The sequence below is a fragment of the Methanococcoides sp. NM1 genome (assembly GCF_900774285.1).
Lineage (GTDB): Archaea > Halobacteriota > Methanosarcinia > Methanosarcinales > Methanosarcinaceae > Methanococcoides > Methanococcoides vulcani.
Genome location: NZ_CAAGTW010000011.1, coordinates 35,711 through 48,536 on the forward strand (window position 1 = coordinate 35,711; position 12,826 = coordinate 48,536).

Genomic DNA, 12,826 nt, shown 5'->3' on the forward strand with positions numbered 1-12,826 from the left:
ATAGCAGTTCCCGGAGACATCCGGGAACCTTTCAACAAATAAAGGAGTTGTTTATCATTTCTTCCTTGAAATTGCTGGTATCAGGCTTACAGCAGCGATCTTATCAACATGAGCTTCGTGCTGTGAGTAGAACCACATTGGAACATAGAGACCAAGCACACCTATTCCGACAACGGTTGAGTACCAGCTACCTTCAACAGCGTTAAGGTAGATCACACCGACCAGACAAAGCGGAAGGTTGAAGAGACCGAACAACAATGCAACGTTCTTCCATCCGGTTGGTGCCTTGAATGGCCTGTCAAGACCAGCAAGGTGTGGGTCTCTCTTTGCCTTTACGTATGCGAAAAGGCTGATACCATTAGCACAAACATATCCGATTGCTGATGCAGCAAGGATAGCTGATGGAGTACCCATTGAGATCAGGATCAGGTTGAAGACACCAATAATGACCATTGCGAGTACAGGAGTACCGTGTGCATTTGTTTTCTTGAAGAGCTTAGGAAGGTTTCCTTCTGTTGCCATTGAGTGCATTGCCCTTGATGCACCAAGGTATGCGGTCTGGATGATCAAGACCATTGCTGCAATGAGCATGACAATAGCGACAGTTGAACCGACATCACCGAGTGCTGCCTGTGCAAGCGGAAGCATTGGATCAATTGGTGCAGCGGCAATACCATCGATACCAAGTACACCAGTAATGGTCATCTGTACAAGGATGTAAGCCACCAGACAGATAGCACCACAGGAGAACAATGCCTTTGGTACATCAGAGCCAGGCTTCTTATATTCCGGACCATAGATGGCTGCAGTTTCCCATGCGCAAGCACTCCACTGAGCCATTGCAAAGATACCGAGCAGGATCAGGATATGATGGAAATCCCATGCCCAGTCAGTTGGCAACCATGTGCTGGTGATGTTAGTCATTGCAAAGTCACCGGTTACATAAGGGGCCAGTGTAATAATTGCCATTGGAATAAGTGAGAAAGCGGCAAGGATGTAACCTACAAGCGCACCACTTGAAAGTCCACGGTAGTTAACAAGTATCAATCCACCGAATATCACAATACCTGCTGCCAATGAAAGCTGATACTGGCTGAAAGAGGCTGCCAATGCGGGGAACAGGCTGTGGAGATAGAAACCTACAAGAATTGCGAAGATAGCAAGTACAGGGTTCCATGCGAACCAGTAACTCCATGCACTGAATCCGCCGATCAATTTACCCTTGTCATACTTTCCTTCATGGTTAGGTGATTTGAAAACATTCTGTGCGAATCCAGGCAAACCGGATGCGTTAGGGAAAGTTGTTGCAAGTTCACCATAAGCGAGGTTCTGCATAAATCCCTGAAAAACAGAGAGACCCCATACAATAATAGCAAATGACCATAGATAACTAGCAAAATAACCAATCGATGGCAAGATCAATAAAGGTACACCAATAGCAATAGCCAGTCCCTGTTTCCAATCGATCGATCGTTCAAGCTCACCGGTATCACAGACGACTTTAGCACACTGCTCCGCGTGGTGCCAGTCTACGCCGGATGGTTTTTCTTCAGACATATTCCATCACACTCCTTTTAATAACGTTTCATTATAACAATAAAGAAAAAACCGAAATGACCTGACATCTGTCAGGCCAATATCGGCCACAATATACGGTTTATTACAGCTTAAGCTATAGTTTCCCTGAACTTGTCACAGCAGTTGATGTCGATACCGAGGAGTTTCTCGATGTTCATCTTAGCTGCAATACCCTTTGCGCATCCAGGAACTGATGTGATTACACCAATGTCGAGCTCTTCCCTGAGTTCCCTCATGACATATTCGTCGGAGAGATCTGCAGGTGAAACACCAAGTTTCTTTGCAACGAAGTCCTTTGCTTCACCGATTCTCATGTTCTTGTCGAACTGCATCCTTGCAACAAGGTCACCAGCTGCCCTGATACCAGTCATACCGGAAGCCATGATGTGTGAGATTGGCATACCCATTGGGTCACCAACACCGATCTATATACCATCGACACCAGCGATCTCGACCATTGCCTTGCTTGCCCTTGTCACTGCATCTATTGGTGGGGTCTCAAGCATTGGGATACCACCGACACCCATGCCCATATCGACGTGACATGGAATTGTTGATGCCTCAACAGCTGCCTTCATGAAGGTAACTGAACGACCAAGGTTCCATGCAGATGTCCTGCTGGTGTTGGTGTTACATACGGGACCGAATACGTTTGCTCCTGCCTTTGCTATAAGTGGTGCCTGCTGGTGTGGCCACAGACCTGCAAGTACTGTACCATCGTACTCAAGCTCTCCGTGCATACCGAGAACGAGTTCTCCTGCCATACCTGCTTCAATGTAGATTCCCGGGAATTCTTTCCTCAATGCTTCGATAGAATTAAGGGATGCATACATGTCACCGTCACCGGCTGCACCGATAGTATCGAAGTTGACACCGTCACAACCAACATTCTGGAGTTTTTGCATGATCCAGGTCATGTCGCGGATACCGTGCTCTGCAGCATGGAAAATAGAATCCTGTGCTTCGGAGATCTTGAATGCTTTCATGAGATCACCTGGGTTCTCGAATGGACCATCAGGAGTGTAGTACAGACCCATGTTTGGCATTGCACCGTAGAGCATAGGAATGATCATGTTCTGCTGGCAGGACTCCATTGTCTGGCATTCCTGAGAGATGACAGGCTTTACAGGCTTGTAACTGTAGTCGATGTGACCGAGTTCCATTGTGTCTGCACCAAATGCACGTTCGTGCACCATTGAACCAACAAGTCTGCTTGAAGGAATACCCACACCACTGTTACCCTGGTCACCATCGATCCTGATAGCACCGATATCGTGAGTTACAGGAACTTCCATGCCTGGCTCAACACCAACGATCCTGCCAGGAGATGTGATAATGTCAAGCATCTTGTCCATCTGGTCTTCGGTAAGTGCAGCGATGTCACCGAGGTCTGCTGCATCTGCGGAACCTGCTTCGATGTCAGCGCGGATGTCTTCCTTGCTCATGAAGATCTTTGCACCGTCACCCATTCTTAAGAAATATTCTGTTGCCATTTTAAAACCCCACAATTAAAGTAGTAATTCCTTTGCTTTGACTACAGCTTCACTTGCATTCTCTGCATAGCAGTCTGCACCGATCTTCTTTGCCCATGCATCTGTTGCTGGTGCACCGCCGACCATGACCTTGATACCATCCCTCATGCCGTTCTCTTTGAGAAGTTCAATAACTTCTTTCTGGCCCTGAAGGGTGGTTGTCATAAGTGCGGAAAGACCGACCATGTCAGCATTGACTTCCTTGCACTTGTCGATAAAGTTCTGGAGTGGAACATCCCTACCAATATCGTGGACTTCAAAACCTGCTGCCTGGAGCATTGTTGATACGATTGCCTTACCAATGTCGTGAACGTCACCCTCAACGGTACCGTTTACAATAACACCGAGCTTAGCGGATCCTTCACCAGATGCAAGCTCATCCTGAAGTAACTCTACACCAGCGGACATTGCATCAGCTGCCATCATAACGTGTGGAAGGAAGAGTTTTCCTCTCTCGAAGAGTACACCAACTTCGTTCATACCTGCTGCAAGACCGTTGTCGATAAGTTCTACTGCTGGAGCCTGGCCCTTTGCCTTGGTTACTGCAGCTACTACACCATCTTTTTTGCAACTTACTACCGCATCGGATAGTGCTTTGAATAATTCCTCGTTTGTCGTGTTACAACCTCCATTAAAGTTGTGGAATATTTACCACATGATTATGGTAGCAGGATTGCTCCTCACCACCATATATTGAAAAACCAGAATCATATATAGCATAATTTGCGTTGGAAGTTCGACTGATGTTGGAAATGGAAAAGCCCATTGGGAATGACCAGTGTCGTTGGATATTCTAAAGGCATGAGAATTTCCAAAGGCTTTAGTTTATATGAAGATAGAGATTGTCTCCTGAATAATCAATATCATGAGCCGGATTATTTAGAAAAAAGAACAGAATTATGCCATAAAGCCCGTTCTTCCCGAAGAACAACCGAAAGAATCATTAATGTTAATACTGGACTTTATAGAGGAGTATCGATGAAATCCTCATTAAGTGACACAATATGGCTTTCTGAAAAAAGGAAAAACCTTCTTTTACTGCTCGTTGAGGGACCAAGGAATATTGACCAGATAAAGACATCCCTCAATGTCACATCAAAGGCCATGATGCCCCAGATAAAGATACTTAAAGAGCAGGACATGATCATTCAGAATGAAAGCGATGAGTATGAACTTTCTGATGTTGGCAGGATAATAGTCAGGAACATGAGCCCGTTATTGAAGACGCTTGAAGTAATAGAGGAGAACAGGGAGTACTGGGCTACCCGGGACCTTTCAGCAATACCGGAACCTCTTGCGTACAGGCTGGGCGAATTGGGACAATGCATGCTGATAGAACCTGACCTGAACCACATGTTCGACCTCCCTGTCGAATTTACAGAGAACCTGACAAGGTCAGAAGATGTGAAGATGTTTGCATCATATTTTCACCCATTATACCCGGAACTATTTTCAGAAATCATTGAAAGGGGTATTAAGTTCGAACTCATCCTTACGGACTCTGTCCTCAATCGAATGAAGAATGATTGCCTTGACCATCTTAAACTGCTCGCATCATCCGATAATACGGAACTTCATGTATGTGACGATAGTATCAAACTGACGACCGTATCTGTCACAGAACGGTTTACTTACATATGCCTCTTCAACAAGGATGGCAGATACGACCACCGGAAGATCATGAGCTTTGATGATAGTGCACGCATTTGGGGTGAAGAATTGTTCTCATATTACCAGGAACGATCCCGCCAGTTGAAAGATATCTAATAAGGAAGATCCAATATGGCTTTGAGAAAAATAGAATGGAAAAACGTACCCCTCAGGTCCAAATTGATCCTCTTCATTGTGATAGGTGTCCTGCTGGTACTAGTCACATCAACTGCTGTCATCATATCCACTGTTACCAACCAGGAAGTTGACCTGGCCTACGAACAATCCATAGAAAAGTCCAGAGGTTACGCGAACCAGTTTGATGTTGACATGCGAAAGAACCATGCAATAGGTCAGACGATCGCAAATTCTCTGGCAGCATATGAAACTGCTGACAGGGATGAGGTCAATGATATATTGAAGGAATTAGCGGTCAAGAACCCGGACCTCCTTGGAACATATGTTTGTTATGAACCAAATGCCTTTGATGGCAATGACAGGACTTTTGTAAATGCACCGGGACATGATTCCACGGGAAGGTTCATCCCATACTGGAACAGGATCAGCGGTGATCTTCAACTTGATCCACTACTCAATTATGATACTTCCGATTACTACCAGTTACCAAAGAAACTGAAGGAAGAACAAATCATTGATCCTTACTTCTATGAAGGGGTTTTCATAGTAAGTTACGTGACCCCCATAATAAAGGACGGGGAATTTATCGGTATTGGAGGTGTGGATGTATCCCTTACATACCTTGATGAAGTGGTAAGCGAAGTAAAGGCATTCGATACAGGGTATGCGTTCATGACAGGAAATACAGGCATCCTGGTCTCACAACCCGAACAGAAGGACTGGATCGGTTACAAAACCCTCTATGATTTCAATGTCCCGGAAATAACCGCCATGTCAGATGATATCAAAGGAGGAGAAGGAGGATATATAGATACTATCGACCCTACCACAGGAAAAGAGGTCGTAATGTTCTATGAACCGATCAAGACCGGTGATTTTTCATTTATACTTGTGGTTCCGAAAGAGGAGATGCTTGCAGGTGTTGTTGAGCTTCGTAATAACCTCATCGTGATATCTACCATATCCATTATATTCATGACAGGACTTGCCGCCCTTATTGCAGGCTTTGTCACAAGACCTATCAATGAGATCGTAGCCAGTTTTAAGGATGTCTCCGATGCAGCGGTGGGAGGGAAGATATATGCCCGAGCTGACACCGAGGTAGATATCGATTTCAAGGACATACCTTCAGGGTTGAACGAGATCCTGGATGCCTTCACAAAACCCATGGCTGAAACCATGCACGTAGCCAACGGTCTTGCAAAAGGAGAACTTGAAACCCGTGTAACTCCCGGTCTCAAAGGTGACTTCAAAGATCTGGGTGACACCCTTGACAGATTTGCTGAAAAGCTCAATAACATTATTGATGAATCCAATTCAGTGCTGATGGCTTTCCAGAAAGAAGATTTTACACAAAAAATAAGTATCAAAGGAGAAGGTGACTTCAGGATACTCACTGATGGTATTGAAGAAACAAGGCAAGCCCTATACAAGATCACTACTGAACAGAAAAAAGCCAAACAGGAACTAATAAAGTATGCAGAAGAGCTTGAGCACTCCAACCAGATGAAAGAAGAGATGGAGCGGGTCGTCGAGAACAGTCCTGTTGTCGTATTTAAATGGAGAGCAGAAAAGGGATGGCCTATTGAGTTCGTATCAAAGAATATATCACAGTTTGGTTACTCACTTGAAGATTTTGCATCTGGTAAAGTAAAGTATGGAGATATTGTCCACCCACAGGACCTTCCAAGAGTTGAAGCCGAACTACAAAAAAAATGTGACGAAGGTTACAATCAGTTCAACATCGAATACCGGATCCTGACCAAATACGGTACTGTCCTCTGGGCAGATGAGAGGACATTCATACGTCGTGATGAAGATGGGAACGTGAACTACCTGCAAGGAATCATTGTAAACATCGACGAAAGAAAGCGTGCGGAGGAGGCTCTTATAAAAATAGAGGATATTCGCAAGAAAGAGATCCATCACCGTATAAAAAATAACCTGCAGGTCATATCCACATTATTATACCTGGAATCTGATAAATTCAAGGATAAAAAGGTAAAGGAAGCTTTCAGGGATAGTCAGGACAGGGTCAGAACAATGGCACTTGTGCATGAAAAACTATACCAGTCAGAGGATATGGAAAGCATTGACTTTGCAGACTATACTAAGAATCTAATTAATTACCTGTCACAATCATACGTTGTCGGCAACCGTGACATAAAGATAGACCTGAAAGTGGAAGATATTTTCCTGAACATGGATACAGCAGTGCCGCTTGGGATCATTATCAACGAACTTGTTTCGAACTCACTTAAGTATGCCTTCGAGGATAAAAAGGACAAGGGTACTATATCGGTAGACATAAAGCATGCTGGAGACAACTTCACACTAACTGTCTGCGACAACGGATGTGGAATACCTGAAGATATTGACTTCAGAGAGACCGAATCCCTTGGACTTCAGCTTGTGACGAACCTCGTCGAGCAGATCGATGGAACGATCACGCTTGACAAAGAGAAGGGAACAAAGTTCATAATACAATTCACAGAAGAAAAATATGAAATATGAGAGGGAATCGATGACTCAAACTAAGATCCTGGTCGTAGAAGATGAAAAGATCGTTGCCTTAGGTATCAAGAAGATGCTGAAGAACATGGGATACCTTGTACCCAGCATTGCATCTACTGGAAAAGAGGCCATCAGTAAAGCAGAGATCACATTTCCGGATCTTGTGTTGATGGACATAATGCTAAAAGGGGATATGGATGGTGTCGAAGCTGCTGAACAGATACGACAGCGTTTTGATGTCCCCGTGGTCTACCTTACGGCATATTCCGATGAAAAGATACTGGACCGAGCTAAAAGGACAAAGCCTTATGGTTATATTATCAAGCCTTTCGAGGAAAACAGTCTTCATACCACCATAGAACTTGCACTCCACAATTACAGAGTGGAAAAAGGACTTGAAGAACCTGATGAATGAGAAGAGCAGTTATTAAAAAATGGTGCGTTGATACTGCACATCTAAATTAAAAATGGATGCTTTGATAATAAATATCTAAATTAAAAGAGAAACGCATCACAACACAACGTTGCGATGCATAAAATTATAATTATTTCTTGAATTCTGTGTATCCGCATTTGCCACAGGTAAGTCTGTCCTTGTGGTCTGCAAGATATACACCATCGCCACAGCGTGGGCAGAACTGCCTGAGCCTTTCGATGGAATCGCCGGTTACTTTGTAGTAGTCTTTAACTGCCATTATGATCACTCACTATCTTATGCTTCTTCAGCTGGTTCTTCGGATGCTTCGTCTTCGACAACTTCAGGTTCTGGAAGTTCGTTCCTTTTAAGGACATATTCCTTCTCTACAACCTTCATGCGATCTGCATCTTCATAGATCTTTGCGTATCCTTCAGCTGCAGATATACCGTAGCTGTTCTCGAACTTCTGGAGAATGACGAGCTCAAGTGGCACGTTCAGCATTGCAGCCAGTCTGTTCTTGACATCGAGCCTTGAAGGTGTTGCACCCTCGAATGCAGCATCGAACTTCACTTCCCTTCTGTTGAGAAGTGCGTTGTTTTTATCTTCTGTAATATTAATATCCATTTAATTTCCTCCGCACATTATTGAACTGTTCTTTATTATCTTGTTTTTCAAGAATTTTATCAAATAGATCTTTTATTTCTGCTTTTTTGGATTCTGTGACCCTTACAAGCATTACACCTTTATCCGGTTGCCCATACATGATAACCGAACCGAGAGGTGCCATCATCATCGCAGGTAAAGCCGCAAGATCCTCTTCGCCTTTTACGAATATCCGGACATTCCGATCGGACACTAATGCATCGCCTATCACAGATATCAGTTCTTCGGTGATCACACCAGCAGGATTATCGACGGAAATTTCAACAAATCCCTGATGTTTCGTACCATCGACAACCTGTGAGGAAGCCGGTGCCCTTTTCGTCCTATCGTCCACGATCAGTACATCTGGAATGATGTTTGATTCGAGCAAGTGGAAAGTAGTAACATCACCCACAGATATAAGTTTTGTGGGATTGCCGAGATCCTTTACCGAACTTCTGACGGCATCACCGCCAACACCTTCATACAGGATACCAAAAGGTTCCCGGAAAAGATGTCGAAGACTCTCCGGTAAAAAGATCTGTAAACCCAAATTTACCGCACCTTCAAAGCATACTTATCGGCAACTGTCACACCGATCATCTCTGCGATCTTAGATCGCTGAGGATCCACAATAATAACAAGTCCGCTCCAGTCAGAGCTCAAATTGCTTGAACCACAGACCGGACAGGTCTGACCTGTTACCACCCTGTGACATTCACGACATACCTGTTCTACCATTATAGATACACTCCGGTTCACTCTTTAGATTCATCGGATTTTGGCTTGCGTGCATCTTCCAGCCATTCCAGCCTTCCAAGAGCATGCTGACGCATGGTCAATCCGATCTTACTGTCCCTTGGCTCTCTTTCGTTAGTGCTTACAGCAACTATACGGGCACGCACCTTGTCGCCTTCTGAAAGGATACGATCTCCGGTCTTACTCAGAAGCCTGCCGTGCTTACCGTCATATGACATGAAGTCGTCAGTGACCTGGCTTACGTGCAAAAGACCATCCATGGCACCTATGCTGACGAAAGCACCGAACTCAACTGTCTCGACTACCAATCCTTCAATGACTTCCTGAAGTTGTGGGATGAACACAATAGCATCGAAAACAACATCGTAATAGACCGCTCCGTCACCAACAAGGATATGACCTTCTCCAACTTCTTCAATATCCGTGACCGCAACAATTGCACCAAGTGTCTTATCGACCCTGCCCTCAAGTTTCTCCTTTAGTGCATCCTTTACACTGACCCCTACATCCTCACCCAAAAGGCGAGGAGCCACACGGACCGTGTCCGCAAGTTTCATCCTTTTATACATATCTCGATCTCCAATATGCCCTGCATTAATCTAAATTGCCACTATAAGTGTAATATGAAATGATGATCATGTTATATCCAAACGGTTCTTCTGGCGCAAACGCACAACGATCACATCCATTTCCTTCAGGCGCTTGACCAAAACGACATCATTGGTCAACACTGCTGCTCCGGTATCAAGAGCGAGCTGGAGGATGACATCATCCGCACTACCTGTCCGGTCCACAATGGTACATCTGTCAGATAATGAAAGTGCAACCTTTGCCGCTGTTCTGTTCTCACCCTTATACCGTTTGACCAGGATCTTTATCTCATTTATAACCGCCTGGGGAACAATGAGCTCATTATAACCCAGACGTTTCAGTTCTGAAAAGATATCGACCTTGAACTGAACTGGTATCATTAAACCGTTTGTATCTATTATAACATTCAAGCCTTAATGACTCCCACGCCTATAAGCCTCCAACGGGAACCAACACGCCTGCTGATAGCAACCATAGAGCCAACTTCAGCACAGACCGGCCTCTTGAGCTTGGTCTCAGCAACATTTTCCCTGGCACTTGTTACAATACCCACAGTAGTAGCAGTTCCAACGTTGAGCATCAATGGTTCACTGGTCTTGATATTACCAATTGATTCATCATCTGAAACACCGACCACACGCTCGAGAAGCTTCAGATCCATAGTGAATGAATCGCGTGTCGGAGGTAATGTGCCTGGTGCACCTGCAACCTGCCCAGTGAGCGAATCGCTCTTTGTGATACTTGGGTCCAGTCCTGTACCCAATGCAAGCAATCCTCCAGGAGTTGCTTCTTCTACCTTGTCGCTACCTGCAGCGATCATGTTGATAGTAGTGAATATAGGCTCCCAGTGGATAGCATTCTCCATTTCCACCTTGCGTCCCGGACGGATCTCAAGTTCATCACCCGGATGCAAAGAACCTGCTGTAAGTGTTCCACCGATAACACCGCCTGCGATCTTATCGATAGCTGTTCCCGGCTTGTTGACGTCAAAGGATCTTGCAATAAGCATATGTGCAGGCTTGTCAAGTTTCTGCACAGGTGTTGGTATCATTTCGTTCATCGCATCGATCAGCACATCGATATTGATGTTCTGCTGTGCAGAGATAGGAACGACAGGTGCATTCTCAGCAACAGTCCCCTTAACGAACTCCTTGATCTGATGATAATGCTCGATAACCTTCTCCTTTGGAACAAGGTCGATCTTGTTCTGGACGATAACAATGTTCTCGATACCAATGATATTCAAAGCCATGAGGTGCTCTTTTGTCTGTGGCTGCGGACATTCCTCGTTCGCAGCGATCACAAGGATAGCACCATCCATGATAGCAGCACCTGAAAGCATTGTGGCCATCAATGTCTCGTGACCAGGGGAATCCACAAAAGATACGGTCCTCATATCCTCGGTCTTTTCACCACAGTGCTCACATTTCTTGGCTACAGTATAACACTGGGGTTCGGGGCAAGTTGGACATTTCCTGAAGGTACTATCTGCATACCCTAACCTGATCGAAATACCACGCTTCAACTCTTCACTATGAGTATCGGTCCATACTCCAGATAACGCGCTTACAAGCGTCGTTTTCCCATGATCGACATGACCTACCATGCCAATATTAACACAAGGCTGACTCAATTTTTGATTTCCCTCCCTATCGGGCTAAAATAAAAGTGTAATCTAATATAATTATACGAATTCAACGTAACTACTCTGAAGTTTGTGATACCATGTCATTCCTAATATATAAGTGATTTCAACCATTATAGTATCATACCATATTAGTACTGATCTAAAAAGGTCAGGAACATCATAGAAAGAACACGAAACCTGTCAATAAAAAGAAAACGATGAGAGAAATGATCACTCATCGTTGCTGTTATTTGAAGACCTGCTGCGATAAACAAAATAAGCTCCACCAGCGATCACTATTACCAGTAGTGCGCCAATAATGATGCCAGTCATGCCGGAGCCACTGTCATTTGCAGATGCAGGAAGGACTTCCGTCTTGATCTTCACCGTGTCCGAGATACTGTCATGTCCATCAGTATCCTCATACTTGATCTCACTGTTCAGTGCATAAGCCTTCGGTACTGCAAGATCATCGACCTTTAGTTTGAACACTGCAACAGTGCTCTCGCCGGAATCAAGTGTACCCAAGAATGCCTGGTCATCGGTAGTGCTGAACGGATCAGCAGCACTGATCCTCACAGTAGCATCCTTTGCAGGAAGGTCACCCACATTCTCAAAGGTAACATATAACAGACCTTCTGTGTCAGGATACAGGTCACCGGATACATTAGTTACCTCGAACCTTGCCTCATCCTTCACAAACAGATCGAAGGTAGTGTTCTGCGCACCTACATCATACCAGAGTCCGACCTCCATATTAGTAATGCCAAGATCAGTCTCATTGTCACCATTTATCTGGACATTCTTCTGGTATCCGTAATAGAGATCAAGACGCATCGGGTAGCGACCGGACTCTGCGTTCTTTGAGATGTCTACATTGAACTGGACAGGTGAATCGGTCTTCTGCCCTGATACAAGAGTACCTGCTTCCTGAGGACCGGACTTTACTTTGACAGCAGGATCAAGAGAGGTCAGAACAGCAACAATACCGATAGCTGTCGTTCGCTGGGACTCATAGGACATTTCAGTGCTCTGCAACTTCTGCTCCAGCTCAGTAAGGTAGAGATCATCTTCCTCCGACCTGAAACCTGTGATCAGACCCTTATTCATAAGATCGAGGTTCAGTGTGACAGTATCACCGCGTTCGAATTCGTTATCACCGACGAGAGTCGCAGTCACATCGGGACCACCATATACAGTATAGTAGTTCTCATCAAAATTGAAGAAATCAGGTAGTTCCGCATTAGCTGCCGTAAACTCCGCATGGACCGGGGCTGCAAAAAGCAGCAATACAGCAAGTGAAGCCATAATTGCCACAGCGTATCTGGAATCTGTCATTTTAAACATAATTAGTCCTCTTCATAGTGTTAATTTGAT

At 44.7% G+C, this 12,826-nt stretch carries 13 protein-coding genes and 1 pseudogene; 3 read left to right on the plus strand and 11 right to left on the minus strand.

Features of this window, described 5'->3' with window-relative positions; genetic code table 11:
- Nucleotides 1-54 precede the first annotated feature (54 nt).
- The 3 genes and pseudogenes from E7X56_RS10650 to mtbC form a co-directional block, all read right to left on the minus strand.
- Nucleotides 55-1,557 (minus strand): APC family permease, encoded by a 1,503-nt coding sequence (locus tag E7X56_RS10650; protein WP_135606738.1) that lies wholly within the window; start codon nucleotides 1,555-1,557, stop codon nucleotides 55-57.
- 110 nt (nucleotides 1,558-1,667) lie between these two features.
- Nucleotides 1,668-3,071, minus strand: a pseudogene (mtbB, locus tag E7X56_RS10655) ([dimethylamine--corrinoid protein] Co-methyltransferase).
- 15 nt (nucleotides 3,072-3,086) lie between these two features.
- Nucleotides 3,087-3,758, minus strand: a complete 672-nt coding sequence (gene mtbC, locus E7X56_RS10660) for a dimethylamine corrinoid protein MtbC (protein WP_135606739.1) — start codon at nucleotides 3,756-3,758, stop codon at nucleotides 3,087-3,089.
- 330 nt (nucleotides 3,759-4,088) lie between these two features.
- Here mtbC and E7X56_RS10665 point away from each other — a divergent pair, with 330 nt between their 5' ends.
- The 3 genes from E7X56_RS10665 to E7X56_RS10675 are packed head-to-tail and all read left to right on the plus strand — an operon-like array spanning nucleotide 4,089 to nucleotide 7,827.
- The gene (locus E7X56_RS10665; protein WP_135606740.1) at nucleotides 4,089-4,877 is read left to right on the plus strand and encodes a winged helix-turn-helix domain-containing protein; all 789 of its coding nucleotides are present in this window, start codon (nucleotides 4,089-4,091) and stop codon (nucleotides 4,875-4,877) included.
- A 15-nt stretch (nucleotides 4,878-4,892) separates the two neighbouring features.
- A complete protein-coding gene (locus E7X56_RS10670) occupies nucleotides 4,893-7,412 on the plus strand; it encodes a histidine kinase dimerization/phosphoacceptor domain -containing protein (RefSeq protein ID WP_244603498.1) in 2,520 nt (839 codons plus the stop codon).
- A gap of 10 nt (nucleotides 7,413-7,422) precedes the next feature.
- Entirely contained in the window at nucleotides 7,423-7,827 is a 405-nt protein-coding gene (locus E7X56_RS10675) for a response regulator (RefSeq protein WP_091689685.1), read from the plus strand.
- Nucleotides 7,828-7,957: 130 nt separating this feature from the next.
- Here E7X56_RS10675 and E7X56_RS10680 read toward each other — a convergent pair whose 3' ends face one another.
- The 8 genes from E7X56_RS10680 to E7X56_RS10715 form a co-directional block, all read right to left on the minus strand.
- Nucleotides 7,958-8,107: a 30S ribosomal protein S27ae gene (locus tag E7X56_RS10680; protein ID WP_048193869.1), complete on the minus strand. Its 150-nt coding sequence runs from the start codon at nucleotides 8,105-8,107 to the stop codon at nucleotides 7,958-7,960.
- A gap of 17 nt (nucleotides 8,108-8,124) precedes the next feature.
- Entirely contained in the window at nucleotides 8,125-8,454 is a 330-nt protein-coding gene (locus tag E7X56_RS10685; protein WP_091689612.1) for a 30S ribosomal protein S24e, read from the minus strand.
- Nucleotides 8,444-9,025: a GTP-dependent dephospho-CoA kinase family protein gene (locus E7X56_RS10690; protein WP_091689611.1), complete on the minus strand. Its 582-nt coding sequence runs from the start codon at nucleotides 9,023-9,025 to the stop codon at nucleotides 8,444-8,446. The genes E7X56_RS10685 and E7X56_RS10690 overlap by 11 nt, the downstream gene beginning before the upstream one ends.
- Nucleotides 9,026-9,027: 2 nt before the next feature.
- Nucleotides 9,028-9,213, minus strand: a complete 186-nt coding sequence (gene spt4 / locus E7X56_RS10695) for a transcription elongation factor subunit Spt4 (protein ID WP_091689610.1) — start codon at nucleotides 9,211-9,213, stop codon at nucleotides 9,028-9,030.
- Nucleotides 9,214-9,230: 17 nt separating this feature from the next.
- Nucleotides 9,231-9,800, minus strand: a complete 570-nt coding sequence (locus tag E7X56_RS10700; protein ID WP_135606741.1) for a DNA-directed RNA polymerase — start codon at nucleotides 9,798-9,800, stop codon at nucleotides 9,231-9,233.
- A gap of 66 nt (nucleotides 9,801-9,866) precedes the next feature.
- The gene (locus tag E7X56_RS10705) at nucleotides 9,867-10,232 is read right to left on the minus strand and encodes a DNA-binding protein (protein WP_135606742.1); all 366 of its coding nucleotides are present in this window, start codon (nucleotides 10,230-10,232) and stop codon (nucleotides 9,867-9,869) included.
- Nucleotides 10,229-11,455 (minus strand): translation initiation factor IF-2 subunit gamma, encoded by a 1,227-nt coding sequence (locus tag E7X56_RS10710; protein ID WP_135606743.1) that lies wholly within the window; start codon nucleotides 11,453-11,455, stop codon nucleotides 10,229-10,231. Before E7X56_RS10710 ends, E7X56_RS10705 begins: the two co-directional genes overlap by 4 nt.
- A gap of 225 nt (nucleotides 11,456-11,680) precedes the next feature.
- Nucleotides 11,681-12,796 carry a COG1361 S-layer family protein gene (locus E7X56_RS10715; RefSeq protein ID WP_135606744.1) on the minus strand — a complete coding sequence of 372 codons (1,116 nt, stop codon included), beginning with the start codon at nucleotides 12,794-12,796 and terminating at the stop codon, nucleotides 11,681-11,683.
- Between the last annotated feature and the right edge of the window lie 30 nt (nucleotides 12,797-12,826).

What these genes read in the sequence shown, in the direction of transcription:
- E7X56_RS10650 (WP_135606738.1), bottom strand. Translation starts at nt 1,557, where the DNA reads ATGTCTGAAGAAAAACCATCCGGCGTAGACTGGCACCACGCGGAGCAG.
- spt4 (WP_091689610.1), bottom strand. Translation starts at nt 9,213, where the DNA reads ATGGTAGAACAGGTATGTCGTGAATGTCACAGGGTGGTAACAGGTCAG.
- E7X56_RS10685 (WP_091689612.1), bottom strand. Translation starts at nt 8,454, where the DNA reads ATGGATATTAATATTACAGAAGATAAAAACAACGCACTTCTCAACAGA.
- E7X56_RS10700 (WP_135606741.1), bottom strand. Translation starts at nt 9,800, where the DNA reads ATGTATAAAAGGATGAAACTTGCGGACACGGTCCGTGTGGCTCCTCGC.
- E7X56_RS10680 (WP_048193869.1), bottom strand. Translation starts at nt 8,107, where the DNA reads ATGGCAGTTAAAGACTACTACAAAGTAACCGGCGATTCCATCGAAAGG.
- E7X56_RS10675 (WP_091689685.1), top strand. Translation starts at nt 7,423, where the DNA reads ATGACTCAAACTAAGATCCTGGTCGTAGAAGATGAAAAGATCGTTGCC.
- E7X56_RS10715 (WP_135606744.1), bottom strand. Translation starts at nt 12,796, where the DNA reads ATGTTTAAAATGACAGATTCCAGATACGCTGTGGCAATTATGGCTTCA.
- E7X56_RS10670 (WP_244603498.1), top strand. Translation starts at nt 4,893, where the DNA reads ATGGCTTTGAGAAAAATAGAATGGAAAAACGTACCCCTCAGGTCCAAA.
- E7X56_RS10665 (WP_135606740.1), top strand. Translation starts at nt 4,089, where the DNA reads ATGAAATCCTCATTAAGTGACACAATATGGCTTTCTGAAAAAAGGAAA.